The organism is Variovorax sp. F042, from assembly GCF_057814215.1.
The window spans coordinates 496,854-521,015 of the sequence record NZ_JBVASX010000003.1 but is presented as its reverse complement, the minus strand read 5'-3'; the positions used below and the strand labels follow the sequence as shown (position 1 = coordinate 521,015).

The following is a 24,162-nucleotide window of genomic DNA, read 5'->3' as shown; positions in this document are numbered from 1 at the left end:
CGACAGACATGCAAACCGAGCTCGCCCCCGAATTCCGCGGCACCGACGAAGGCCGCGAAGCCGAAGCCATTCTGCGCAAGTGCGTGCACTGCGGCTTCTGCACCGCCACCTGCCCGACCTACCAGCTGCTCGGTGACGAGCTGGACGGTCCGCGCGGGCGCATCTACCTCATCAAGCAGGTGCTCGAGGGCAAGGAGCCCACGCGCAGCACGCAGCTGCACCTCGACCGCTGCCTCACCTGCCGCAACTGCGAAAGCACCTGCCCGAGCGGCGTGCAGTACGGCAACCTCGTCGACATCGGCCGCAAGATCGTCGACCAGAAGGTGCCGCGCCCCGCGATGGAATCGGCACAGCGCTGGCTGCTGAAGGAGGGCCTGTCGTCGCCGCTCTTCGGCCCCGCGATGAAGCTCGGCCAGTCGGTGCGCGGCCTGTTGCCCGAGGCGCTGAAAGCCAAGGTGCCCGCGAAGCAGGAAGCCGGCGCATGGCCCACTGCCACGCATGCACGCAAGGTGCTGATGCTCGCGGGCTGCGTGCAGCCGTCGATGATGCCCAACATCAACAGTGCCACCGCGCGCGTGCTCGACGCAGCCGGCATCCAGGCGGTGATTGCGCCGGCGGCCGGCTGCTGCGGCGCGGTGAAGTTCCACCTGAACGACCAGGACGGCAGCAAGGCGCAGATGCGCGCCAACATCGACGCGTGGTGGCCCTTGGTGGAGCGCCGTCCTGACGAAGGTGGAGTCGAAGCCATCGTCATGAACGCGTCGGGCTGCGGCGTCACCGTGCGCGAGTACGGCCACATCCTCCAGCACGACGCTGCCTATGCGCTGAAGGCCGCGCGCATCAGCGAGCTCACGCGCGACCTGAGCGAGCTGCTGCCCGATCTCGTGCCCGCGCTCAAGGCCCGCGTGAAGGCGCCTGCGGGCGTGGTGGCCTATCACCCGCCGTGCACGCTGCAGCACGGCCAGAAGCTGCGCGGCGGCGTCGAGACGCACCTGCGCGCGCTCGGCTTCGACGTGCGCGTGGCAATGAACGAATCGCACCTGTGCTGCGGCTCGGCCGGCACCTACTCGGTGCTGCAGCCCGAGCTGGCCTATCCGCTGCGCGACCGCAAGCTGGGCCACCTGAAGCAGTTGCAGCCCACCACCATCGCGTCGGCCAACATCGGCTGCATCACGCACCTGCAAAGCGGCAGCGGCGACACGCCGGTGCGGCACTGGGTCGAACTGCTGGACGCGGCGCTGTCTGACAAGGCCTGATCGCACAAGCAGGAGGGCGTTGGTCCGACTCGCGCGAAGCCGGTTCGCGGCGCATCATGGCTGCACCGAATCTGCAAGGAGCCAGTGCCATGTCCCATGTTGTCGCATCCCTTATTCCTTCCACGCTGCGGCGCGTGCTGCTGGCCTGCACCTGCGCGGCCGGTGCGATGGCCGCACAGGCGCAAGGCGCCATGCCGCCCTGGCAGGGCGCGGGTCCGGCGCGCTATGTGTGCGGTGGTATCGGCTCCGACGAATCGACGGCCATGCGCGCCGCCATGAAGGACCATCCGCTGGCATTGCTGTTCGCGCGCGCCGATGGCGCCTACCTGGCCAATGTCGACGTGACGATCAAGGGCGGCGATGCCAACAACGCCGCAGCCCTGGCGTTCCGCGCCAGCGGCCCGGTTTGCCTGGTCGACCTGCCGAACGGGCGCTACGTGATCGATGCGGCCATGCCCGGCGAAGGCGCCAAGACCCAGAGCGTGACGGTGGGCGGGGGCTCGAAGACGGCCGACTTCAGGTTCTGAGCGGCCAGGGCAGGGAGCTTCAGCCCGCCGCCAGCGCGGCCTCGACGTCGCGCGTGAGCGAGGCTGGCGTGTCCAGCGGCGCATAGCGCTTGAGCACGCTGCCGTCGCGCCCGATCAGGAACTTGGTGAAGTTCCACTTGATGGCCGTGCTGCCCAGCAGGCCCGGCTTTTCCTTGGTGAGCCACTGGTAGAGCGGCGCGGCGTTGCTGCCGTTCACGTCGATCTTCTCCATCATCGGGAAGCTCACGCCATAGTTCCTGGTGCAGAAGGCGCCGATTTCCTCGTTGCTGCCCGGGTCTTGCGCGCCGAACTGGTTCGACGGAAAGCCCAGCACCGTGAGCCCCTGGTCGGCGTACTTCTCATGCAGCGCCTCCAGCCCCGCGAACTGCGGCGTGAAGCCGCATTTGCTGGCGGTGTTGACGATCAGCAGCACCTTGCCCTTGAAGGCGGAGAGCTTCACCGGCTTGCCGTCGATCTGGTTGGCCTCGAAGTCGTAGACGCTGGTCATGCTGTTGTTCCTCAGATGGGAGAAGAGGCGCGATCATCGCGCCGCGCGGGCGTTCGTGCAAACGCTGCCCAGACGGCACCCAGCACGATCAGCGCGCCGCCGGCGAGGATGCGCGGGCTCATGTCGGCCGCACCCAGCGCCACCGACGAGACGCTCGCGAACAGCACCTCCGACAGCATGATTACCGAGGTTGCGGCGGCCGCGAGCCGGGCCGCGCCGTACTGCAGGCACACATTGGCGAAGACGAACGCTATGCCCAGCGGCACCGCCCAGCCGAGCCAGCCCGGCGATGCGTGCAGCGGCGAATCGAACGCGCCGAGCGCGGTGCCTCCCAGCGCCGTGATGCCGGCCACGATGGCGCAGCCGCAGAACATTGCCAGCGCGCGCGACTCGCCCGGGGCCTGCCGCAGATGGCGCAGCGCGATGTTGGTAACGGCAAAGCCGAAGCCCGCCGCCACGCCCAGCCAGTCGGGCAGGCTCGACGGCACCGGCCAGTCGGCGCCCGGCGCCTTCAGCACCACCACCACGCCGGTCAGCGCCAGCGCCACGCGCGCGAGCGCGCCGCCGGTCGGCCGCTCACCCAGCAGCAGCCAGCCCAGCAGCACGCTCCACAGCGGCATCAGATAGAACAGCAGCACCACGCGCACCACGTCGCCCTGCGTTACGGCCCAGTTGAAACCCACGTTGGTGAAGCCGGCCGCGAAGCCCAGCACCGCCAGCATCGGGAAGGCCGCGAAGCCTTTCCACGCGTGCCGGCGCATGAGGCCCATCACGGTCGCGATGGCCAGGTAGATGAGGCAGGTGGCCCACAGCGGATGCATGCCATGGCCTGCGATCTGGCGGAAGGGGAACCACGAAACGCCCCAGACGAAGGCGTTGAAGATCAGGGCGAGCGCGGGCATGGTGGCGTTGGAAAAGGGTGGAGCGCCGGGCGCGCCGGCCGTTTCACCAACGCGGGCGCGCGATGTCAGTGATGCTTGTCGCTACGGGCGATGGCCAAGAGGTGCTCGACCTCTTCAGGGTACTTCTTGAGGTTGTTCTCGTGCCAGCGCTTGATGAGCCACATGCAGCCCGCCACGACGAGACCGAATGCGCTGATTGCGCCATAGGCCGAGAGGCCCAGCCCCGTGCACACGCTGTAGAAGCCGCCCAGAAGAAGAATGCAGGCCTGCTCGTTGAAGTTCTGCACCGCGATGGAGCGGCCCGCGCCCATCAGGTTGTGGCCGCGGTGCTGCAGCAGCGCATTCATCGGCACCACCAGGAAGCCGCCCAGGCCACCCAGCAGAATCAGGAACGGCACCGCCAGCCACACGTTGCTGATGAAGTTCATGCAGATCACCATCAGCCCCATCGCGATGCCCATGGGGATCACGCGCGTGGCCATGTCCAGCCGCATGCGCATCGAGGCGACGATGGCGCCCACGGCCGTGCCGATGGTCACCACACCCGTCAGCGCCGAGGCCTGCGTGGTGTTGTAGCCCAGCGCCAGCGAAGCCCAGGCCAGCACGATGTACTTGAGGTTGCCGCCAGCGCCCCAGAACAGCGTGGTGGTGGCCAGCGAGATCTGGCCGAGGCGGTCGCGCCACAGGCGGGCGTTGCAATGCCAGAAGTCGGGCAGCAGCGCGGCGATGTTGCGTGCCATGCCGTGCTCGGGGTTGGAGCGCAGCGGGCGCATCTCGACGCCGGTGTGCGGAATGCGCGTGTTGAACCAGGCCGCCAGCACGTAGACGAAGATCAGCACCGCGATTGCGGCCTCGGCCGGCGTGTCGATGCCGGTGTCGATGAACGGGAGATCGAAGGCCAGCAGCTTGCTGGAGATGGAATGCCCCACCAGCGTGCCGCCCAGCACGATGCCCAGCAGGATCGACGCGATGGTCAGCCCCTCGATCCAGCCGTTGGCCTTGACCAGCTGGGACGCCGGCAGCAGCTCGGTCAGGATGCCGTACTTGGCCGGCGAGTAGGCCGCAGCTCCCAGCCCCACGATCGAATAGGACAGCAGCGGGTGCGAGCCGAACAGCATCATCAGGCAGCCCACCACCTTGATGGCATTGCTGATGAACATCACCTTGCCCTTGGGCAGGGCGTCGGCAAAGGCGCCCACCAGCGGCGCCAGCACCACATAGAAGACCGCGAAGATCGGCACCAGTGCCGCGCGCTGCCATTCAGGCGCGCCCGAACTTCGCATGAGATCGACGGCAACAACGAAAAGCGCTTGGTCGGCCAGCGACGAAAAGAACTGGGCCGACATGATCGTGTAGAAACCGCGCTTCATCGATGGGCTGGCTGGCCAGAGGGTCTGCTGGCGGTAGTGAAAAAGTGTCGCGTTGCGGGCGAATGGGCGGTTATAGCACGGGGGTGCGACACGGAATCCGGCGTCCCCACGGTGTTCGACCTCATTCCCGAAGATGCTAAAACGTGGTCTGCATTGTCCCCGAGTCTCTCCCGGAACCACCCATGCCGCGTCCCATACTCGCCACTGTCCATACCGACGCCCTGCGTCACAACCTCGACCGGGCGCGCCGCTCGGCCCTCGAAGCCCGCGTCTGGGCCGTCGTCAAGGCCAACGCCTATGGCCATGGCATCGAGCGGGTCTATGAGGGATTGCGCGGCGCCGACGGCTTCGCGCTGCTCGATCTGGCCGAAGCCGAGCGCGTGCGCGCCCTTGGCTGGCGCGGCCCGGTGCTGCTGCTGGAAGGCGTGTTCGACGCCCGCGACTTGGAGCTGTGCTCGCGGCTGGACCTCTGGCACACCGTGCATTGCGACGAGCAGATCGACATGCTCGCCGCCCACAAGACCCTGAAGCCGCAGCGCGTGTTCCTGAAGATGAATTCGGGCATGAACCGCCTGGGCTTCACGCCCGAGCGCTTCGGCTCCGCCTGGACCCGTCTCAATGCGCTCACGCAGGTCGACGAGATCTCGCTCATGACCCACTTCAGCGACGCCGACGGCGCGCGCGGCATCGGCCACCAGTTCGAGACCTTCGAGCGTGTCACCCGCGACCTGCCGGGCGAACGCTCCATCGCCAACAGCGCCGCCACCCTGCGCCACGCCGACCAGACGCGTGGCGACTGGGTGCGCCCCGGCATCCTGCTGTACGGCAGCGCGCCCGACTTTCCCGAACACGATTCGGCGCACTGGCAACTGCAGCCCACCATGACGCTGTCGACCCAGCTCATCTCGGTGCAGACGCTGAAGGCCGGCGACACCATCGGCTACGGCTCCAACTTCACGGCCGAGGGCCCGCTCACCATCGGCGTGGCGGCAGTCGGCTATGCCGACGGCTATCCGCGCCACTGCAACACCGGCACGCCGGTGCTGGTGAACGGCGTGCGCACCCGCATGGTCGGCCGCGTGAGCATGGACATGATCACAGTCGACCTCACGAACGTGCCCGACGCCAAGTTCGGCAGCGAGGTCACGCTGTGGGGCAAGTCGGCCAAGACGGGGGCCGTGCTCCCCATTGACGACGTCGCGCGAGCCGCGGGCACCGTCGGCTATGAACTGATGTGCGCCGTGGCGCAGCGCGTACCCTTCGCTCCCGTCGAAGGTCAATGAAGATCCTTTCCAACTGGCGCTCCGTGCGCCTGTGGGAAACGCAGGTCGAACGCGACCTGCATCGCGACTACAGCCTGCGCACGCACGGCATCCTGATCGGCACCTTCACGCTGTTGCTGATGTGGGGCGTGTCGGCGCTGCAGATGCACCTGCTGCATGTCGATTCGCTGGCGGTGCGCTACTTCCTCACGCTGGGCGTGGGGTACCTGGGCTATCTGCTGGTGCTGCGCTGGTGGGCCAGGCGGCTGGTCGAGGGCCGCAGGACGGACTTCGATGTCGATGCGCCCGACGTTGACTTCGGCAGCGGACGCGGCGGCGGCTCCCAGAGCCACGTGAGCGTCGGCGATGCCCATGGCGGTGGTGGCGGCGGCGATGGCAGTGCCCTGTCCGACGTGGCGAGCGGCGCGCTCGAAGTCGCCGGCTCCGCGGACGAAGGCGCGATCATCGTCGTGCCGGTGGTCGCGATCTTCCTGATCTGCGTGGCCATCTTGTTCGGCGCCGGCTCGCTCGTGCTGCTGTACTTCAGCTGGGACGCTCTTCTGGCCGTGGCCATCGAAGTCGCCTTCTCGTACGTGTCGGCGCGCGCCGCGGTGCGAGTGGCGCGCGAAGGCTGGCTCATGGCCGCCGTGCGGCTCACGTGGAAGCCGCTGCTGGGCGCGGTCGCGAGCGCGGTGATCCTCGGCGCGCTGCTCGATCACTTCATGCCGCAGGTCAACTCCTTGCCCGAGGCGGTGCGCGTTCTGCTGAAGAAGCACTGAGTTCACACGGCGCGAAACACCTCAGGAAAATCGCCCGTCTTCTGTCCGTCGCGCCACGCGAGGCCCGCGGTGTCCAACGGCCCGGGCAACAAGGACGGACGATGCCTCAGCCTGAGTTCGTCGTCGGCGTACAGGATGGCAAAGGCCCTGCGCTTCTCGTTGAAGTTCACGCCGGGGCCGGCATGGTGCAGCGCCCGGTAGTTGAAGACCACCACGTCGCCCGGGTCCACCTCGTAGCCCACGATGTCGAAGGCGCTGCGATTGGCTTCGATGTCCGGCAGTTCGAATTCATCGTCCAGCACCTCGATCTTGCTGCCGCTCAGCCCATAGTGCGTTTTCCAGAGATGCGAGCCGCGCACCACCTCGATGGCGGTCTCGCGGGGCATGTGGTCGACCGGCATCCACACGCGCACGATGCGGTGGCTGTCGGCCAGTCCATAGGACGTGTCCTGGTGCCAGGGCGTCTCGGCGGCAGGGCCGCGGCCTTTGTAGAACAGCTGGTCGTAAATCCAGCGCAGCCGTCTCGTCACGGTCAGCTGCTTGGCGATCTCGCCGGCGCCTGACTCGAACACCACGCGCTGGAGCATGCCGTTCTGCACCGACGGCATCTGGTCGATCAGCAGATAGAGCGGGTCGGCATCCACCACGGTCGCGTAGGGCGAAGGAGCGCGGCGCTGCTGCTCGATGCCGTCCTGGGCCAGTTGGATCCATTCGGGCGAGATGATCTTGCGCAGGCACACCACGCCATCCCTCAGGAACCGAAGGCGCTCGTCGATGCTTACGCTGCGAAGCAAAGGGTTGCTCATAAAGATCTCCAAGGCCTGCTTGCCCGTTTTCAGGCACTCTCCCCTGTCGTTGTCGCTCGCATGAAATAGAACAACCAGCCGATCATCAAAGCGGCCATGCAGGCGAAGCCCCATGTCATGGCGCGGATGGTCTGGATGTAGGAGATGGGCGGCGCTGCCGCGAACATCAGAATGGCGAACACCACGGCGCCGACGATCGAGCACAGCAAGAGGGCACCTGGCCGTGCGGCCGCCCTGAAGCCCGTCCGCAGGCACATGGTCAGCCCGAAGATCGCGGGCGCATAGAAGAAGGGGGAAAAATCCATTCCCTTGTAGTTCGGACCGAATGCCAGAACGACGAGGCGGGGCCCCAGCAGGCCCAGCAAGACGCCGACTCCTTCGGCAATCACGAACCCGAGCAGCACGAACTTGATGAAATCGCGGAAGGCCTTTTTTCGTCCTTCGGAATTCCAGTTCGCCGCCAATTGCGGAAGCAGGTAGTAGCCAAGCGCCGACAGCACGTACTGCATCGGCAGCAGGAAGGTGATGTAGATCTTGAGCAAGCCACCCTGCTCGGAGTCTGCCGAGGACCCAAGCAGCAGGATGGCCCCTCCCGTCATGATCCAGCTCATGAACTGGGAGAGGCTGGCTTTCCAGCCATAAGCCATCGATTCGCCGACCGTCAGCCCTTGCGCATTCTTCGCTGCCGGGAGCGGAAGCATCACGTTCCCCGCATTCCTGAGCACCAGAAAAAGAAACGGGACCTGGATGATGGAAATCAGCAGCAGGGCTTCCATCCACGTCGCGGGCTTTTCGGCTTTCAGGATGGCGACATATCCCACGCCGACCAGCACACCGGTAACGCACAGAATCCCGTACCGCCGCCCAGTGAGCAGGAGGCTGCGCGAGATCCAGAAGATCTCGTAGCCGACGATCAGGGCCACGCCCACCCAGTGCAGCTGCCCGGGAAAAGCCGCCACCTGCCAGGCCGCGTACCCCAGAAGAGAAAAAAGAACCACCAGGGCCCATGAGAGCCACGCCGCGGATCGATGCGCGTAGTAGCGCTTGATCAGCAAGGGCTCATGCACCATGGCCATGTGCAGGATGTATTGAAAGCTGCTCACCGCAAGGAATGCGGAGGCAACGCCGAAATCCGAAGGCGAAAGCACGCGGGCCAGCGCAAAGCTCAGCAGCAGTTGGCTCGCGCTGTATATGCATTGGTCTGCAACGGCGTAGATCGGACCACCAAGACGTTTTCCGAGTCCGGACAGATGCTTCATCCCGCTCAGTCCGATATGGACAGCAAAACGGGATTGGCAGTCGCCTTGACAGAAAAGCTCCCGCCCGACGGGTTTCCGCAACTGCCTTCACGCATCTGGGGGAAGAAGTCGACGCGCGTGCATTTCTTGCCGCTGCCTGCGGGGACCGACACGGTTTGTTCGGGGCCCTGCGTCCAGACCACGTGCAGCAAGGACTCGCCGCGACGCAGCACCAGTTGGCTCATGCCCTTGGCATCCTGGTACGAAACCTTCTGGGAGTGCCTGGCGATCTTGAGAAACTCGGTCAGCGCGGAATAGGCCTCTTTCTTTTCTCCGGCTTTGGACTTGATTCCGAAGTTGTCTTCCTTCGAAAAGTAAGACTGGCCCCTGTCGCGCCACGAGTAGAGGTTCAGGAGCTTGATGCCCGCGGCGGCATTGATCAGGTACTCCCTGAAGATCAGCGAAGCCTGTGCGTTGCGGTCGCGAACCGGCATGTACGAGGCGTAGCCCCATTCCGAAGCGACGATGCCGGTCTTCTTCAGTTGCCGCTGGTCCAGTTGCGCACGCAGCTTCTGGTAGTCGGCCAGCGCTGTTTCGGGAACCGAGCGGTATGGATGGATCGAGATGTCCGTCAGGCAGTCGGTCCTGGCGGCCGAGACAAAGGCATCCTCCAGTTCCGAAGGAACCTTGCCTCCGGCGAAGGGCAGCTTCGCGAAGCCGTATCCGATGACGATGTTCGGCTGGATCTTTTGCTGCGCCAGCTTGTTGCACAGCTCCGACGAGGCAGTCCCGAAGTTCGAAAGAAGGTTGGGCTGCAGGAAGGTCTTGTTGTCCGGCTCGTTCCATATCTCCCAGACGGCGACATCGGTGGTGTGCGCCTTCATGAAGTCGCTCGCAAAGTCCGCGAACATGGTTTCCTTGCTGCGGCTGCCACCACGCAGGTCCGAGGGCTCGTGTCCCCAGATCTCGCGGCCGCCGAACAACGTGACGATGGCGTCGAGCCTGGCCTTGCGCACGCGCTGGATCAGGCCCGGGTAGTCGATCAAATTGGGGTTGACGCTTTTCAGCGGAGGCCGCACGCCGAACCGCACGAATTCGAAACCGGCCGCACGTATTTCATGCAGGTCGTCGTCCGTGATGGTCGCGGGATCGATCTGCACGCTCAGCGCAACCGGGTACTCCGAGGTCAGGCCGTCGATGCCTCGGGCATTGGCCGTGCTGATCGACGCTGCAATGAACAGCAGGGTGCCCAGCAGCCCGACGAGGCCTCGGGCAAAGAATCCAGAAATCTTCATGGCAGGACCGACTCCTTGTACAGATCGACGATGGCGGTGTTCATTCGCTGCGAAGTGAACTTCTCTTCGAAGATCTTTCGCCCGGTCTGTCCCATCTGCCGCAGGGTCTCATTGGGGATGCCGTCGATTTCCCGCAGCATCTGGTCCATCTGCTCCAGGGAAAAGAGCCGGCCGCTCCTGTCGTCTTCAACGATGTCGACGAGGCCGCCCACAGCGGATGCAAAAACCGCCTTGCTCCTCGCCATGGCTTCGACTGCAACGAGCCCGAAGCCTTCCCATCTCGACGGAACGATGATGGCGTCGCAGTCCTGGTAGACGGCGTCCAGCTCGTCTTTTTCCAGCCAGCCCTTGAACTCGACCCGATCGGACTTGGGAAGAAAAAGGTCATTCCGCACGGCATCGCCGACGACGATCAGCTTGAAATTCGGCTTCACCCTGTTGTACGAGTCGAGCAAGACGTCGATTCCCTTTTGCCGGTCCAGGCGGCCGACGAACAGGACTTTTCGCTGGCTGCGTTCGGCTTCATCAGGCAGCAATTGACTCGGCAGCCTGGGGCTGACGGAGTCGATCCCGTTGGGAATGCATGTGCATCGCCTGATGCCGGATTTCGACGCGATCCTGACCTCATGGCGGCTGATGCAGATGATGGCGTCGCTGCGCGAGGAAAGCAGCCGCTCGATCCAGCGATAGGCCGACTTCTTGTAGCGGGACGCAGCCTGATCGAATGCCCAGCCGTGGGAGCAATAGACGATCTTCACTTCGCTGGGTATCTGCCCGAGCATGGCCATGACCCGGACGATGCCCCCGGCAATCGAGCTGTGCAGGTGGAGCACGGAAGGGCGCTCCGATTCGATGATCTTCTTCACGCGCGCGGCGTAGCCAACCAGGGACAGGGGGCTGCGGGCGGTGGGCACCACATGTGCGCTCTCGGGGTTCAGCCAATCGACCGTTCCGGGCAATATGAACTTCACCTGGCTGATTTCCGGAGAGTTCTTCTGGAAATTCGAAACGATCCGAAGATAGGTTTCCAACCCGCCCTTGAGCGTTTCGGCAACGTGCAGTACTTTCATGGAGATTCGCTCCTCAGATCAATGCGTGGGTTCCGGCGATGACTTCGGTCTTCAATTCGTCGAGTCTTCTGCGGTCGGCATTTTTTTCGTTGAGCAGATTCAGTACGGAGGCCTTCAGCTCTTCCCGGCGTGGTGACAGGCCGAACAAATACTGGGTTCGGTCCGTCAGCTGGAAAAAGGACTCGACCTTCTTGTCCCAATTCATCCCGATGGAGGGAATGTTCAGGCTGTAGGCGACGATGTTTGCGTGCAGCCTGTGCGCTGCAATGCAAGAGCAGGCGCTGATCAGCGCAACAAGATCGTCGGGGCGTTTCGGAACGACGAACGAGAAGCCCGGCGCGGCTGCTCGCGAAGAAGAAATCTCGGCAAGGATCTTGTTGTCCTCCGCCGCGCCGTTCGTGAAATACAGCACCCGCGCGCCTTCCGCCTGCAATGCTTCGGCCAGGCCCGAGAAGAATTCTGCGGACCCGCTGGTGCGCGTGTCGCCATATTCGGAATTCATCACCAGCGCATCGAGGCTGCTGACGCAGATTCCCACGTCCCACTTTTTGTTCGGGGAGAGTTCTTCCGAAAAGGCGCTCGCGCAAACCAGCGCGGGGTCGGGAACGACCTTGATCTCGCTGCGCGGGATGTCGAAGAACGCGTGCAGGTTGTTCGCCGAGTCCACATCGCGCGTCGCGTAGAAAACGGGGGCGGCGTTCCTGAGGAATTTCTTGACCAGAAATTTCCCCCAGAACGACCATTTGGCCGTGACGCCAACCGAGACCACCGCGACCTTCTTGCCGCGAAGCAACCTGCCCAGAAGAAACAGCTTGGCGGGAAAGTTCAGCGCCACGTCGCAGAACAGCTGGCCACCGCCGATGAGGACCAGATCCGCATCGTTGACCGCGACGCTCCATTGCCTGCGCCAGCCCAGGAGGTAGTTCTTGAGGCAATACGCGAAAACGATTGCCGATCGCAGCAGGGCCGGCATCTTCTGGAAGATTTCGAACGCGCCGCCGCCACGCAGATTCGATTCGTCGAACGCGACGCGGCCGGCGATGTCGAGGAACTCCACCTTCGCCTCCGGATATTTCATGCCGGCGATGTGAGCCAGCGACGCCGCGATGACCCCGTCACCCAGGTTGTCGCTGTACGGCACCGCACAAATCAGGATTTTTTTCATCTGGAGACTGCTTTGTTCTCGGAAACTTTGATGGCAATGATGTAGAGCATTACGGAGGTCAAATGCCTGGTAAAGCTGCCGAGATCTGGTTCAAATATCAATTGCACAAGAATGTGCGCTATGAAAAGGCTGCCGAAAAACCGCGGCTCGAATCGATCCGGGTCGCGCTTGGACTTTCGCCGGGCTCTGTACAGAATGATCAGCATGGCTGCGATCATCAATTGCATGAACGCGTCGCTTGCAGTCTGAAAATAAAGAACCGGCGTGATCAGCACCGTCGCGGCATAGACGTAATTGACCAGGAATCCGGGGCCACTGGCGGGAGACGCAATATTGGTAAAAGCCGTTCTGTTGTCGCTGCCGATCTGTTCCGCGTAGGCATTCGAGGTATCTCGCGGCGATTGAAGCGTCTGCAAAATACTGGAAGGCGCCGCCATGATCGTTCCGACGACCACGATGGCGGCCAGAATGTGATATTTAAGAGGGCGCCGCCACAGGTAATAGACCATGAAAAACACACCGACAATCAGCAAATAATATTGCCGTACGAAGACCCCGTAGATTGCGTAAAGAAAAAGGAAGGCCCCGACGGTAAGTACTTTCGACGTTCGAAAATAGATGGTCGAAACGGTGATGAACATGGTCATGATGAGCACGACCGTCTCCTTGGACGGCGCAAACATGTTCAGCATGATGCAAGGCGCAATCAGCAGCAGCCTGGCGAAAAAGTCGCCGGGCTTGCGAACGTCGTGAGTCGCGAAAAACAAAAATATGACGCTCACGCCGCAGGTGAAAACGTCCAGGTTGTCGACCCCGATAACGGCGAACAGCGCAGCGGTGACAGCAAACGAGTTGTCCATGTCGCCCGTGCCGCCGTAATTGAGGATCTCGATGATCTTTGCCGAGTCCACGCTCCATTTCTCGGGAAGCATTTCCCTGAAATACGCGTAGATGATCGTGTACACGAGCACGATCAGTATTCCGGCAATCGAGAATTGATTGAAGCGGCGCGTGCTTCTTCTTCTCACCGCCGGTCCCGGAATGGCGTGGCTCATCCGCATGTGGATTCCAATCCAATCATTTCGAAAGCGAAGGAAAATCTGTCCGGCCGGCCCGGCCGGAGCCGATCATCCGGGACCGATGAAATTCATCGGGACCCGTGACCGGCAGCAACCACCCAGATGGTTCTGAAGAAGATGTCCACGTCCTTCCCGACGGAAAGGGTCTCGACATACCTCACGTCCAGCGCAACGCGTGCGTTGTAGGTCAGCTGATTGCGACCGCTGACCTGCCACAGGCCCGTGATCCCGGGGCGAACAGCGCAGTAGTGCGACCAGTTCTGGCCGTAGAGCTCCTTCTGCTCGAGCATGCAGGGGCGGGGGCCGATGAGGCTCATGTCGCCCGTCAGCACGTTCCAGAATTGCGGCAGTTCGTCCAGGCTGGTCTTGCGGATGAATTTGCCGAAACGCGTGATCCGTGGATCGTCGTCCAGCTTTTGGTATTCATCCCATTGGCGGCGTGCCTCCGGATTGCTTTTCAGATGTTCATCGAGCACCTGGGCCGAGTTGGCGATCATCGAGCGGAACTTGTAGAACCTGAATATTCGCCCGTCTTTTCCGTAGCGCGACTGGTAATACAGGACCGGAGATCCGGAGCTGATCAGCACGAAGAGGCCGATCAGCACGAAGAGCCAGCCGAATGCCGCAAAAAAGAACAGCGCGGCGGCAATGTCTACCGACCTTTTCCCGATCCGCAGTACGGCCGGATGATGAATTCCGGTTTGCGAGCCGCCTCGGGACATTTCGCCGCTTGCGTCCGAAATATTCCAGCCTTGCGGTACCAGCGATTCTTCAGGGTGGAGATTTCCCATGGGATTTCCCCGCCCGGATTTGAAGCGCGACAAGATTTCTCGTCGAAATGATTTCATTTTTGACGCACCTTTCCTCACGCAGGCAAAAGCCTGCATGTCCTCTGTTATGGCCTTGGTTTTTTGGCCGAGACGACCCGCACAAATGCCTCGTAGGATCTGCAATGCAGAAACTATTGCGCGGCCAAATGACTCGATGAAGGCAATACGAATGGACTAATTGCCATTTGTAGTGCCTTATTACTCCGAATACTAATTGAGTATTTAATCAATGAGTCAGGGCGAAATCCCGGCTCATGATTTTGAATTTAACTCCAATTTTCACGGTCTAGGTGGAATCCCTGTTGGTATTGTATGTATATTGTAAATGCTTGTAAGCGCCATATTTGTAACTCCCGCTGCCGGCGTGGCGACGGGTTAGATCAATAGCATTCAGAATTACGCCATTTACCGTGCGACCTGCATGCGCAAGTCTTCTGACGCTCTCATTCAATTCGCCGAGCTGGGTCTTTTCGGCGCGTGCAACGAGTAGCAAAGTGCTCGCAAGCGGGGCGACCGATGCGGTATCCGCGGCAACGAGAACCGGGGCCGTGTCGATGATGACGAGGTCGTATAGCGGAGATAACTTTTCCAGTACCTGGGCAAAGGAATCGCTCGTCAGCAGCTCGGCCGGATTGGGCGGAAGCACACCGGTGGTAATGACGTCCAGATTCGGCAGGGCCGACGGGCGAATCGCTTTCTCGAGGTCGAGCGTGCCGGCGATCAATTCGGACAGGCCGGAAGACCGCTGGATCGAGAGGAATTGATTCACGCGGCCCTTGCGCAAGTCCGCGTCGATCAGCAGAACCTTCTTGCCGGTTGCCGCGGTGATCGCCGCGAAGTTGACCGAGATGAAGGTCTTGCCCACGCCAGGCGTCGCGCCGGAGATGAGAAGGCGGTTGTTGGTCGCTTCCAGCATGGCGAACTGCAGCGCGGTGCGAAGGCTGCGCAGGCTTTCCACCGCGGGGTCTTCGGGGAACAGGTGCGCCAGGACGTGCTTGCCGACGACCTTGTTCTCGATGTTCCTCTCGACCGTGCGCTGGGCGGCGCTCAGCGGAATGCTGCTGTAGACGTTGAGCCCGGTGTGGCTTTCGATCTCTCCCGGATTGCGGATGCCGCCGAAGAACGAGTTCCGTGCAATCGCGGCGCCGATGCCGGCAGCCAGCCCCAGGATCACAGCCAGCGCGATGACCAGGGGCCGCTTGGGCCACACCGGTTCTTCCGGAACGATGGCGTCGTCCAGCAGGCGCACGTTGCCGACCTTGCCTTCCTTGGCCAGCCGCATCTGCAGCGAGCTGTTGAGAAGCGATACGTACAGGTCGGTGTTCACCTTGATGTCGCGCTGCATGCGAACGGTGTTCTGCTGCAGCTCCGGCATCTTGCGGATGCGTGCATCGACGGTTGCGAGCGCGCTCTTCCATGCGGCGACTTGGGTGTCCAGCGTCTGGACGGCGGGATGCTCGCTCGTGAAGCGCGCCGTGAGCTCGCGCCGCTTTTGTTCGGCCTCGAGCAGCTTGGACTGCAGGTCGATGGTCTGGGTCAGCGCGTTCTTTGCCTCGTCGTCGAGACTGACCGTGCCGTTCTGGTTTCTGTAGCGGTTGTAGATGTCTTCGGACTGCTCCAGCTGCTTCTTGAACTGGGGCAGCGCGCCGTCCAGGAAGCCCAGTGTCTTCTCGGCCTCGGCTGCCTTGCGCTCCATGTTCTGGCGAACGTAGAGGCGACCGATTTCGTTGAGCAGCTGCGTCAGCTTTTCTGCGTCGCCGCTTCTCCAGCTGACATCGAGTACGCCCGACTGCTTGCCTTTTTCCACGACCTTCAGGTTGTCCTGCAGCGCCAGCAGCGTGAGCTGGGTCGAAGACCGCACGAGCTGGAACTGCGCGCCCGGCTTCGCGTTGATGCTGCTGACCAGCAGGCTCACGCTTCCGTTCGGAACGCCGGGAACGTTCGCCACCAGCAAGGTGCCGATGGAGCCCTTCATCGGGGTGTCGATGTCGGGGTTGCTCAGTTCGTACTGGCCATCGGCCCCGAGGGTCAGCGTGAACGGCTTTTCCTCGAAATCCGCGGGAACGTCGAACCTCGGAACGAGGATGCTCTCGGTGCCCGTCACGTAGCCCGAAAGCCCCATGAAGCCAGGGTCCGACAGCTCGGTGGCGCGGCGAGCGAGCCAGCTGCCCACGATGGGGGCATACCGCGGCCGTGCGCTGATGTAGAGCTTGGTGTTCTCCACGGCTTTGCCGAGGATGGCGCGCGAGCGAAGGATTTCGATCTCGCCCGCGGCCGGCGTCTTCACGCTCAGCAGCGAGGAGGCGGCATCGCCCAGGAAGCTGCCTGCGGAGTTGCCGGAATCTTCCACCTGCACCGCGACGTTGGCTTCGTAGAGGGGCTTGCCGAGGAAGGCATAGGCCGCGCCCAGGAGCACGGTCACGGCAACGATGGCCGCGACGAGCCAGCGGTGGTCGATCAGGATGTCCAGGTACTCGGCCAGGTTGATGCCGTCGCCATCCTCTTCCAGCGCTTGCATCGGCATCGGCGCGGCTTGCGGGGGTGCGTTCATGTAGGTTGCTGCTCGGGTTTTGTGATTTTCAGAATGCGGTCGATCCATGTCCGGACGCCGGCATCGATCAGGGCCAGGGCGTGCTCGAACGCCGCCTCGTCTTTTCCATACGGGTCGGGCACGTCCTGCGCGACCGAGAACTCGGCAATGCGGAAGACCTTGCCGCGCACGAAGGGGTAGGTCGATTCGAGATGGCGGCGCTGCTCCCGGTCCATCACCAGGATCAAGTCGGCCTGCCGGCACAGCATCTGGCTCACCTGCTGCGCGACGTGGTCCGAGATGTCGATGCCGCGCTTTCGCATGAGCGCCTGCGCCATCAGGTCGGCCGGCTTGCCGACGAGCGCGCCGGTGCCCGCGGAGAACACGCGCAGATGCGGCAATCCCGCGGCAAGCAGGCCTTCCGCCATCGGGCTTCGGCAGATGTTGCCGATGCAGACTGTCAGTACGGATCTCATCGGTGGTTCATGTAGACCTGGTCGCTGTAGTAGAGCGCCTGGGTCGCCGGCAGGATCAGGCTGGCCACCCGGCTCCAGGTGGCCAGCGGCACCGAGTCGATGTAGACCACGTCGCGCGGCTGCAGCGGAAAGCGCTCGGCCAGCGCCAGCGCGGCGGGGTTCTTCGCATTCAGGTGGAAGACCGACGGCGAGCCCTTCGTGTTGTTGGCGTTGTTGCGCACGACGTAGATCTGCCCCGTGTTCGCCGTGCCCAGGCTTGCGCTGCCGGCCTCGCCCAGCGCCTCGTTGAGGGTGAGCCTGCCGTTGTGCATGGTCAGCGCCGAGGGCTTGGCGACTTCGCCCATCACGAACACCTTGCTCTCGTCGCGGTTGCGCACCTGCACCACGTCGCCGTTCTGCAGCGGGATCTTGCTGGCGTTGCTGCCCAGGTCCTGCAGCTTGGGCAGGTCGATGAGCGTGGTCTTGTCGCCGCGTGTCAGCGTGATGAACGAACGGTCGCCGCTGGACGTGATGCCGCCGGCCCGGTTGAGCGCTTCGGACAGCGTCATCGGAACGTCGGTGAAGAGCTGCAGCCCCGGCGTGCGCACTTCGCCTTCCACGAATGCTCGGCGGCTTCTGAAGGACTGGATGCGCACCGTCACCTGCGGGTCCTTGATGTAGCGCGCGATGCGCTTGGCGATCACGTCGGACGCCTCGATCTCGGTCAGGCCCTGCATCTGGACCCGGCCGATGTACGGAAAACTGATCTGCCCGTTGGCGCCGACGATGAAGCCCGGCGCCACGCTGATGCCCGTGGGGTCCGTCTGCTGGGAAATCACGGCGCCGGCGTTGGGCAGCAGCTCGGGGTGGTCATAGACGATGACGCCCACGACGTCGCCCGGGCCGATCGTGTAGACCGGGGCTTCGCCGAACAGGGCCTTCACGTCGGGCGGAATCGCCGCCGGCTGCGCCTCGGCCATCGCGCGGATGAGGCTCGGCGAGATGGGGACGAGCGCCTCCTGCGGCGTGCCGTCGGCAGCAAGAGATGGCGCCGGACTCTGATCGGGCTCGTAAGCCACCACGGAGCCAAAGCCCGGTGCGCAGCCCTGAAGCATCAACGCGCCGGCCAAGGCGGCACTCCACCCCATCAGGTACAGGTAGCGTGTCAAATGGAACTCCATTGCGAACTTGGTTTTTTCAACAACTGCGATTCATATGCAAAGCCCGAGCCCGATTTGCGCCGGTAATTCTTTTTATTACCAAGACGCTTTTCCGGCTTGACCGGAGATTTATCGGGAGAGCAATGAAAAAGAAATTGTCGCTGCCTTCGCAGCAGCCCTATTTCGTGGAGTAGACGCAAAAGGCGTGTCCATTCGTGGTGCGACCACGCCGGGGGCAGGGTTATCCCTTGCTTCCCCTTCCGGAGACCCTTTTTCATTGGGAAGCGAGGGGGCAAACGGCTGGTCAGGCTGCCGTCAGCCGAAATGGAAAATGCAACTTATTAATTACCCCACTGATACGGGAAATCGTGGCTCTCGAACCACAGAGGCCACCCGCATAGGGTTTTTGACATTGCGTTCTACTTTGTAAGCAATTGTCAACTGAGTAGGACGTAGCCGACAAATCGTGGGCTATGAGCTTCAGTTCGTCCAGTTTGAGCGTCGAGCAATGACGCGGGAGGGTACCTAGTCGGCCGCTGCCCAAGGTGAACTGGCGGTAGGATTTTTGAATTACTTCCGAATTTCTTGCCCTCCGCCGGGGCCAGGAGCACCAAGACCGTGCGAAATCTGCCCAGGAAATCGATGAATGATTTCAGGCTAATTGCCGATTCAATTCGGAGGAAATGCGATTTGCGACAGCCTGATTGACACTTTTGTAGTGTTTTTTATTTGCATCATTCGGGAGCCGAAGGATGTTTCAGATTTCAATCAATGAAACTGTGCCTGGCTCATCGCGAGGCCGGGCAAATCAGAAAAAAGAATTCAGATCCGGCCGTGCCGACGCCGTGGCAGGTGAGATCGAAAAAACAAATTGCACCAATTCCCTGCCAAATTGAATGCGAATGTGTCAGGCGAAAAGGCTCAAAGCCTATTGCTCACGGTCGTCGCCGGGGTGGCCGAGCTGGTTCTTGGCCGAGCGCACGCCCCGCAAGACAAGGTACAGAGCGCCGCCGCCAACCAGCAGAAAGCCGGCCACAGCCAGGCCGCCCATGCCGAAGGCCCACCACCAGAACAGGCCGCTGATGGGCAGCAGTACCAAGGCCACCAGAAGTTCGATGAAGATCAAGCGCATCTATCTGTCTCCCCCTTCGCTCAAGCACGCATATAGCCTTGTTGGTGTGTAAGAAATCGCTACGTGCATTCGAATGGCGAGAGGATAGCCCAAGAAGAAAAAAGGGTGTACAGGGTTCTGCAGACGCTGCATTTGCAGTCTGCGGACCGAACCTGTGCGCCGCCTGACCTTGGATCCCGGTGCGCTGCGCCGGCGCTCAGTAAAGCCCGAGTTGCCGCGTTCTCAGGCGTGCCAGCCCCAGCAGCGCGTCGGTGAACGGCGTTGCCACCGCCGTCAGCTCGCCCAGTTCGCGCACCACCGTTACAAGCGCATCGAGTTCCACCGAACGCCCGGCTTCCACGTCCTGCAGCATCGAGGTCTTGAACGCCCCGAGCTTCATGGTGATGGCGTGCCGGTCTTCAGGGCTCTGCGTGATCTCGATGCCGATGCGCCGCCCGATCTCCTTGGCCTCCAGCATCACCGCCGAGATGAAGCCGCGCACGTAGTCGTCGCCCATGATCAGGTCGGTGGTGCAGCCGGTGAGCGCGCTGATCGGGTTCACCGTCATGTTGCCCCACAGCTTGAACCACACGTCCTTCTGGATCTGCGGCGACAGCGTGGTGTCGATGCCCGTGCTCTTCAGCAGCTCGACCAGCTTCTGCACGCGCGGCGTGGCCTCGCCCGAAGGCTCGCCAACGATCAGCCCGTTGCCGAAGTGATGCCGCACCACGCCCGGCCCGTCGAGCGAGCAGCTCGCGTGCACCACGCAGCCGATCACGTTGCGCGACGGAATGGCGCGGGCAATGGCGCCTTCGGGGTCCACCGCCGCGAGCCTGTGGCCCGTGATCTCGCCGCCGAAGCCGCCTTCGAGGAACCACCACGGCACGCCGTTCATCGCGACCAGCACGATGGTGTCGGCGCCGATCAGCGGCCCGATGCGTTCGGCAACGGCGGCCAGGGCCGGCGCCTTCACGGCGATGACCACCAGGTCCTGCACGCCGAGCGCCTCGGGGTCGGCCACGGCGTTGACGGGCACGCGCGTGCGCACCTCTCCACCCGTGCTGCCGCGCATGAGCGACAGGCCGTCGCGCTGCAATGCCTCGAGCGTGGCGCCGCGCGCCACCACGTTCAGGCGCTGGCCCGCTTGCGCGAGGCTGACGCCGATCCATCCGCCGATCGCGCCGGCGCCGTAAATACAGATCTTCATGGGTTCAGTCGCTTCGGTTCAGTTGCGATACGTAGGGTCGATGCGGTCCACCTGGCGGACGAGTGCATTGAACACATCCTGCCCGGCGCCGTGCTCGGGGCTGAACTGCAGCGCGTCGCGCGTGCAGCGCTGCGCGATCTCCTCGCTCACCGGAATCGCCTGGCCCATCGAGAAGGTCGCCATCTGGATTTCGCAGGCGCGCTGCAGTGTCCACAAAATCGCAAAAGTCTGCGGCAGCGTCTGCCCCCAGGCCAGCAGGCCGTGGTTGCGCAGGATCACCGCATTGCGGTCGCCGATGCTCTTGAGCAGGCGCGGGCCTTCATCGGCATGGATCGTGATGCCCTCGAAGTCGTGGTACGCCACCATGCCGTGCAGTTGCGCGGTATAGAAATTGGTCTGCTGCAGGCCGCCCTGCAGGCAGGCCACCGCCACGCCTGCGGTCGTGTGCGTATGCATCACGCAGTGCGCGCCGGGCAGGCCGTCGTGAATGGCCGCGTGCACCGTGAAGCCGGCCGGGTTCACCGGGTAGGTCGAGCCGTCGAGCACCTTGCCGTGCAGGTCGATCTTCACCAGGTTGCTGGCCGTGACCTCGCTGTAGTGCAGGCCGAAGGGGTTGATGAGGAACTGCTTCTCGCCACCCGTCACGCTGTCGGGCAGCCGCACCGTGATGTGGTTGTAGATCATCTCGACCCAGCCCAGCATCGCGAACACGCGATAGCAGGCCGCAAGCTCTTCGCGCGCGGCGCGCTCGTCGGGGTGGATCGAGGGATGGACCAGCGCCGAGGGTGCTGGAGTGGCGAGTGTGTTCATGGCAGTTCCTTCATGTGTTTCAACCTTCCGCGGTGAAGCCGACTTCCTTGACGATCGGCGCCCACTTGGCGGTGTCTTTCTTGAGCAGTTCGGTCAGCTCGGCCGGCGTGGAAGACATCGCTTCCAGTCCGAAGGTGCCGAGGCCGTCGATCACGTCCTTCTGCGCCAGCGCGTTCTTCATGGCCGTGTTCAGCTTCGCCACCAGTTCGGGCGAGGCCTTGGCCGGCAGGAAGAAGGCGAACCATTCGCTGTGGGCCATGTCCTTGATGCCCTGCTCGCCGAAGGTCGGCACGTCGGGCGCGAAGCGGCTGCGCTTGGAGCCCGACACGCCCAGGATGCGCACCTTGCCCGACAGCAGATGCTGCGTGATGTCGCCGATGGGCCCCGACACGGCCGAGATGTTGCTGCCCAGCAGGTCGAGCATGGCCGGCTGCGTGCCGCGGTAGGCCGCGTGCTTCAGTTCGACGCCACCCTTCTGGCCCAGCAGCGCACCGATGAAGTGCGGCGTGGAGCCGGCAGCGGGCGAGCCGAAGTTGGCGCCGGCCGGGTTGGCCTTGGCCCAGGCCAGGAACTCGGGCACGCTCTTCACGCTGGCCGGCACGGCCGGACCCACGGCAAAGCCGAAGTCGAAGATGCAGGCCAGGCTCACCGGCGTGATGTCGACCATCGGGTCGTACGGCAGCTTCTTGTAGATGTGCGGGTAGATCGTGAGGATCGAGGTCGGCGTCTGCAGGATGGTGCTGCCGTCGGCCGGGCGGCTCTTCACGTAGCTCACGGCAATCTGGCCGCCCGCGCCGGTGCGGTTCTCGACCACCACGGTCTTCGCGTATTCGGGGCTGAGCCTGGTCGCCAGGCGCCGGCAGGTGGTGTCCGACGTGCCGCCGGCCGCGAAGCCGGTGACGATGGTTGCGGTCTCGATGTTCATCGCTTGCGCGAAAACGTTCTGGCCAAGGCTGGCCATCAAGGCCGAGGCGCTGGTGGTCTGCAGGATCTGGCGGCGCGTGAAGCTCATGGTGTCTCTCTCCGGACGTTGGTTATGGAGGGTCAAGACTCGTCGCGCAGCCAGGTGACCGCGCCCGAGTGGGTCACGGCGCCCTGGTGGGCAGGGCGCACGGTGAGCGCGTATTTTTCCAGCAAGCCACCTCGGGCGACCCCCACGTTTACCTCACGTCCGGCGAGCCGCGCCGTGATTTCTTCAGCCGTGAGTTCGACCGTGATCGAGCGTGCGTCAGCCCGCGCGTCGATAGCGATCACGTCGCCGTCGCACAGCGCCGCAATCGGGCCGCCGTCTGCGGCTTCAGGCCCCGCGTAGCCAATGCACAGGCCGCGCGTCGCGCCCGAGAAGCGCCCGTCGGTCAGCAGCGCCACCTTGTCGCCCATGCCCTGGCCGTAGAGCAGGGCGGTAATGCCCAGCATTTCGCGCATGCCGGGGCTGCCCCTGGGGCCTTCGTTGCGGATCACGATCACGTCGCCCGCTTCGTACAGCCGGTTTTGCACGGCGGTCTGCGCCTCTTCCTCGGAATTGAAGACGCGCGCCGGGCCGCGAAACACCAGGCCCTTGAGCCCCGCTGTCTTGAGCAGGGCACCGTCCGGGCAGAGGTTGCCCTTGAGCACCGCCAGCCCGCCGTCGCGCGTGATCGGGTTGCCGGCCTCGCGCACCACGCGGCCGTCGGGCGCCAGCGCACCAGCCAGTTCCTCGGCCATCGTGCGGCCGGTGAAGGTGAGCGCGTCGCCATGCAGGAAGCCCTGCTCCAGCAGCGTGCGCAGGATGACGCCCGCGCCGCCGATGTAGAACACGTCGCGCGCGAGGTACTGGCCGCCCGGACGCAGATCGGCGATGAGCGGCGTGCGAGCGAAAACCTCGGCCACGTCGTCGAGGTGGAACTTGATGCCCGCCTCGTGCGCAATCGCCGGCAGATGCAGCGCCGCGTTGGTCGAGCCGCCCGTGGCCGACACCACGGCGCAGGCGTTTTCCAGCGCCTTGCGCGTGACGATGTCGCGCGGCAGCGGGCTGTCGCCCATCACCGCCTTCATCAGCGTCTTTGCGGCGCGGCGCATCAGCGGCGCGCGCTCGCTGAACACGGCCGGCACCATGCTGGAGCCGATGGGCGCCAGGCCCAGCGCTTCCGACACCATGCCCATCGTGTTGGCCGTGAACTGCCCCGCGCAGGCGCCCGCCGTGGGCAGGCAGGCGCGGCTCATGGCGTCGAGTTCGTCGTGCGTGGCGGTGCCGGCCAGCACCTTGCCGATGGTCTCGTAGGTGTCGACCACGTTCAGGTCGCGGCCCCGTACTTCTGGATGTGGCCCCGGCATCTGGCCCGGCAATGCCGAGCCGCCGTGCACGAACACGCTCGGCACGTTGCAGCGGACCATGCCCATCATCAGCCCCGGCAGGTTCTTGTCGCACGCGCCGATGGCGAAGATGCCGTCCCACTGGTGGCCGCGCGTGGAGGCTTCCACGCTGTCGGCGATCAGCTCGCGCGAGATCAGCGAGAAGCGCATGCCCGAATGCGCCATCGTCAGCCCGTCGCTGATCGACACCACGGGGCATTCGTGCGGTGTGCCGCCGCCCGCGTAGATGCCGGTCTTGGCATGCTGCGCCTGGTCGCGCAGGTTGAGGTTGCACGGGCTCATCTCGCCGCCCGTATGGAACACGCCGATGTGCGGGCGCGCGATGTCCTCGTCGTCCTGGCCCAGCGCATGGAGAAAGCTGCGCGTGGTCGCGCGGATCGTGCCCTCGCGAATGGTGGCGGAGCGAAAGCGCTTGGTGGGGTCGGTGGGCGTGGTCATCAGGCTGGCGTT

At 63.6% G+C, this 24,162-nt stretch carries 22 protein-coding genes; 4 read left to right on the top strand and 18 right to left on the bottom strand.

Features of this window, described 5'->3' with window-relative positions; all coding sequences use genetic code 11:
* Nucleotides 1–8: 8 nt before the first annotated feature.
* Nucleotides 9–1,256, top strand: a complete 1,248-nt coding sequence (gene glcF / locus ACZYSP_RS15230) for a glycolate oxidase subunit GlcF (protein WP_489014990.1) — start codon at nt 9–11, stop codon at nt 1,254–1,256.
* Between the two features lie 89 nt (nt 1,257–1,345).
* Nucleotides 1,346–1,783, top strand: a complete 438-nt coding sequence (locus ACZYSP_RS15225; RefSeq protein ID WP_093053261.1) for a hypothetical protein — start codon at nt 1,346–1,348, stop codon at nt 1,781–1,783.
* 19 nt (nt 1,784–1,802) lie between these two features.
* Here ACZYSP_RS15225 and ACZYSP_RS15220 read toward each other — a convergent pair whose 3' ends face one another.
* The 3 genes from ACZYSP_RS15220 to lplT all read right to left on the bottom strand — a co-directional run bounded on the left by ACZYSP_RS15220 (nt 1,803) and on the right by lplT (nt 4,563).
* The gene (locus ACZYSP_RS15220; protein ID WP_093175618.1) at nt 1,803–2,291 is read right to left on the bottom strand and encodes a glutathione peroxidase; all 489 of its coding nucleotides are present in this window, start codon (nt 2,289–2,291) and stop codon (nt 1,803–1,805) included.
* Nucleotides 2,292–2,302: 11 nt separating this feature from the next.
* Nucleotides 2,303–3,193, bottom strand: a complete 891-nt coding sequence (locus tag ACZYSP_RS15215) for a DMT family transporter (RefSeq protein ID WP_093175615.1) — start codon at nt 3,191–3,193, stop codon at nt 2,303–2,305.
* A 65-nt stretch (nt 3,194–3,258) separates the two neighbouring features.
* Entirely contained in the window at nt 3,259–4,563 is a 1,305-nt protein-coding gene (gene lplT / locus ACZYSP_RS15210; RefSeq protein WP_093175613.1) for a lysophospholipid transporter LplT, read from the bottom strand.
* 182 nt (nt 4,564–4,745) lie between these two features.
* Here lplT and alr point away from each other — a divergent pair, with 182 nt between their 5' ends.
* Both alr and ACZYSP_RS15200 read left to right on the top strand, forming a co-directional pair.
* Nucleotides 4,746–5,846, top strand: a complete 1,101-nt coding sequence (gene alr, locus ACZYSP_RS15205) for an alanine racemase (RefSeq protein ID WP_093175610.1) — start codon at nt 4,746–4,748, stop codon at nt 5,844–5,846.
* Nucleotides 5,843–6,604: a hypothetical protein gene (locus ACZYSP_RS15200; RefSeq protein ID WP_426391080.1), complete on the top strand. Its 762-nt coding sequence runs from the start codon at nt 5,843–5,845 to the stop codon at nt 6,602–6,604. The genes alr and ACZYSP_RS15200 overlap by 4 nt, the downstream gene beginning before the upstream one ends.
* Nucleotides 6,605–6,606: 2 nt before the next feature.
* Here ACZYSP_RS15200 and ACZYSP_RS15195 read toward each other — a convergent pair whose 3' ends face one another.
* From ACZYSP_RS15195 to ilvD, 15 genes are all read right to left on the bottom strand, one after another.
* Nucleotides 6,607–7,410, bottom strand: coding sequence for a phytanoyl-CoA dioxygenase family protein (locus ACZYSP_RS15195; RefSeq protein ID WP_093175605.1), 804 nt, complete (start codon nt 7,408–7,410; stop codon nt 6,607–6,609).
* Nucleotides 7,411–7,439: 29 nt separating this feature from the next.
* The gene (locus ACZYSP_RS15190) at nt 7,440–8,669 is read right to left on the bottom strand and encodes a lipopolysaccharide biosynthesis protein (RefSeq protein ID WP_489014985.1); all 1,230 of its coding nucleotides are present in this window, start codon (nt 8,667–8,669) and stop codon (nt 7,440–7,442) included.
* A gap of 5 nt (nt 8,670–8,674) precedes the next feature.
* Nucleotides 8,675–9,943: a hypothetical protein gene (locus tag ACZYSP_RS15185; protein WP_489014983.1), complete on the bottom strand. Its 1,269-nt coding sequence runs from the start codon at nt 9,941–9,943 to the stop codon at nt 8,675–8,677.
* On the bottom strand, nt 9,940–11,013 hold the full coding sequence (locus ACZYSP_RS15180) for a glycosyltransferase (RefSeq protein ID WP_307616084.1): 1,074 nt from the start codon (nt 11,011–11,013) through the stop codon (nt 9,940–9,942). Before ACZYSP_RS15180 ends, ACZYSP_RS15185 begins: the two co-directional genes overlap by 4 nt.
* A gap of 13 nt (nt 11,014–11,026) precedes the next feature.
* Nucleotides 11,027–12,178: a polysaccharide pyruvyl transferase family protein gene (locus tag ACZYSP_RS15175; protein WP_489014981.1), complete on the bottom strand. Its 1,152-nt coding sequence runs from the start codon at nt 12,176–12,178 to the stop codon at nt 11,027–11,029.
* Nucleotides 12,175–13,233 (bottom strand): hypothetical protein, encoded by a 1,059-nt coding sequence (locus ACZYSP_RS15170; RefSeq protein ID WP_489014979.1) that lies wholly within the window; start codon nt 13,231–13,233, stop codon nt 12,175–12,177. Before ACZYSP_RS15170 ends, ACZYSP_RS15175 begins: the two co-directional genes overlap by 4 nt.
* Before the next feature lie 92 nt (nt 13,234–13,325).
* On the bottom strand, nt 13,326–14,105 hold the full coding sequence (locus ACZYSP_RS15165) for a sugar transferase (protein WP_489014977.1): 780 nt from the start codon (nt 14,103–14,105) through the stop codon (nt 13,326–13,328).
* 268 nt (nt 14,106–14,373) lie between these two features.
* The gene (locus tag ACZYSP_RS15160) at nt 14,374–16,638 is read right to left on the bottom strand and encodes a polysaccharide biosynthesis tyrosine autokinase (protein ID WP_489014975.1); all 2,265 of its coding nucleotides are present in this window, start codon (nt 16,636–16,638) and stop codon (nt 14,374–14,376) included.
* Entirely contained in the window at nt 16,635–17,093 is a 459-nt protein-coding gene (locus ACZYSP_RS15155; RefSeq protein ID WP_489014973.1) for a low molecular weight protein-tyrosine-phosphatase, read from the bottom strand. The genes ACZYSP_RS15160 and ACZYSP_RS15155 overlap by 4 nt, the downstream gene beginning before the upstream one ends.
* Nucleotides 17,090–18,253, bottom strand: coding sequence for a polysaccharide biosynthesis/export family protein (locus tag ACZYSP_RS15150; RefSeq protein ID WP_093053301.1), 1,164 nt, complete (start codon nt 18,251–18,253; stop codon nt 17,090–17,092). Before ACZYSP_RS15150 ends, ACZYSP_RS15155 begins: the two co-directional genes overlap by 4 nt.
* Before the next feature lie 907 nt (nt 18,254–19,160).
* On the bottom strand, nt 19,161–19,364 hold the full coding sequence (locus ACZYSP_RS15145) for a hypothetical protein (RefSeq protein ID WP_176928761.1): 204 nt from the start codon (nt 19,362–19,364) through the stop codon (nt 19,161–19,163).
* 196 nt (nt 19,365–19,560) lie between these two features.
* The gene (locus tag ACZYSP_RS15140) at nt 19,561–20,550 is read right to left on the bottom strand and encodes a 2-dehydropantoate 2-reductase (protein ID WP_489014970.1); all 990 of its coding nucleotides are present in this window, start codon (nt 20,548–20,550) and stop codon (nt 19,561–19,563) included.
* 18 nt (nt 20,551–20,568) lie between these two features.
* On the bottom strand, nt 20,569–21,360 hold the full coding sequence (locus ACZYSP_RS15135; RefSeq protein WP_489014968.1) for a class II aldolase/adducin family protein: 792 nt from the start codon (nt 21,358–21,360) through the stop codon (nt 20,569–20,571).
* Nucleotides 21,361–21,379: 19 nt separating this feature from the next.
* Entirely contained in the window at nt 21,380–22,372 is a 993-nt protein-coding gene (locus ACZYSP_RS15130) for a Bug family tripartite tricarboxylate transporter substrate binding protein (protein ID WP_093053309.1), read from the bottom strand.
* A 32-nt stretch (nt 22,373–22,404) separates the two neighbouring features.
* Entirely contained in the window at nt 22,405–24,150 is a 1,746-nt protein-coding gene (ilvD, locus tag ACZYSP_RS15125; RefSeq protein ID WP_489014966.1) for a dihydroxy-acid dehydratase, read from the bottom strand.
* Nucleotides 24,151–24,162: the final 12 nt, after the last annotated feature.

What these genes read in the sequence shown, in the direction of transcription:
- glcF (WP_489014990.1), top strand. Translation starts at nt 9, where the DNA reads ATGCAAACCGAGCTCGCCCCCGAATTCCGCGGCACCGACGAAGGCCGC.
- ACZYSP_RS15225 (WP_093053261.1), top strand. Translation starts at nt 1,346, where the DNA reads ATGTCCCATGTTGTCGCATCCCTTATTCCTTCCACGCTGCGGCGCGTG.
- ACZYSP_RS15220 (WP_093175618.1), bottom strand. Translation starts at nt 2,291, where the DNA reads ATGACCAGCGTCTACGACTTCGAGGCCAACCAGATCGACGGCAAGCCG.
- ACZYSP_RS15215 (WP_093175615.1), bottom strand. Translation starts at nt 3,193, where the DNA reads ATGCCCGCGCTCGCCCTGATCTTCAACGCCTTCGTCTGGGGCGTTTCG.
- lplT (WP_093175613.1), bottom strand. Translation starts at nt 4,563, where the DNA reads ATGAAGCGCGGTTTCTACACGATCATGTCGGCCCAGTTCTTTTCGTCG.
- alr (WP_093175610.1), top strand. Translation starts at nt 4,746, where the DNA reads ATGCCGCGTCCCATACTCGCCACTGTCCATACCGACGCCCTGCGTCAC.
- ACZYSP_RS15200 (WP_426391080.1), top strand. Translation starts at nt 5,843, where the DNA reads ATGAAGATCCTTTCCAACTGGCGCTCCGTGCGCCTGTGGGAAACGCAG.
- ACZYSP_RS15195 (WP_093175605.1), bottom strand. Translation starts at nt 7,410, where the DNA reads ATGAGCAACCCTTTGCTTCGCAGCGTAAGCATCGACGAGCGCCTTCGG.
- ACZYSP_RS15190 (WP_489014985.1), bottom strand. Translation starts at nt 8,669, where the DNA reads ATGAAGCATCTGTCCGGACTCGGAAAACGTCTTGGTGGTCCGATCTAC.
- ACZYSP_RS15185 (WP_489014983.1), bottom strand. Translation starts at nt 9,943, where the DNA reads ATGAAGATTTCTGGATTCTTTGCCCGAGGCCTCGTCGGGCTGCTGGGC.
- ACZYSP_RS15180 (WP_307616084.1), bottom strand. Translation starts at nt 11,013, where the DNA reads ATGAAAGTACTGCACGTTGCCGAAACGCTCAAGGGCGGGTTGGAAACC.
- ACZYSP_RS15175 (WP_489014981.1), bottom strand. Translation starts at nt 12,178, where the DNA reads ATGAAAAAAATCCTGATTTGTGCGGTGCCGTACAGCGACAACCTGGGT.
- ACZYSP_RS15170 (WP_489014979.1), bottom strand. Translation starts at nt 13,233, where the DNA reads ATGAGCCACGCCATTCCGGGACCGGCGGTGAGAAGAAGAAGCACGCGC.
- ACZYSP_RS15165 (WP_489014977.1), bottom strand. Translation starts at nt 14,105, where the DNA reads ATGAAATCATTTCGACGAGAAATCTTGTCGCGCTTCAAATCCGGGCGG.
- ACZYSP_RS15160 (WP_489014975.1), bottom strand. Translation starts at nt 16,638, where the DNA reads ATGAACGCACCCCCGCAAGCCGCGCCGATGCCGATGCAAGCGCTGGAA.
- ACZYSP_RS15155 (WP_489014973.1), bottom strand. Translation starts at nt 17,093, where the DNA reads ATGAGATCCGTACTGACAGTCTGCATCGGCAACATCTGCCGAAGCCCG.
- ACZYSP_RS15150 (WP_093053301.1), bottom strand. Translation starts at nt 18,253, where the DNA reads ATGGAGTTCCATTTGACACGCTACCTGTACCTGATGGGGTGGAGTGCC.
- ACZYSP_RS15145 (WP_176928761.1), bottom strand. Translation starts at nt 19,364, where the DNA reads ATGCGCTTGATCTTCATCGAACTTCTGGTGGCCTTGGTACTGCTGCCC.
- ACZYSP_RS15140 (WP_489014970.1), bottom strand. Translation starts at nt 20,550, where the DNA reads ATGAAGATCTGTATTTACGGCGCCGGCGCGATCGGCGGATGGATCGGC.
- ACZYSP_RS15135 (WP_489014968.1), bottom strand. Translation starts at nt 21,360, where the DNA reads ATGAACACACTCGCCACTCCAGCACCCTCGGCGCTGGTCCATCCCTCG.
- ACZYSP_RS15130 (WP_093053309.1), bottom strand. Translation starts at nt 22,372, where the DNA reads ATGAGCTTCACGCGCCGCCAGATCCTGCAGACCACCAGCGCCTCGGCC.
- ilvD (WP_489014966.1), bottom strand. Translation starts at nt 24,150, where the DNA reads ATGACCACGCCCACCGACCCCACCAAGCGCTTTCGCTCCGCCACCATT.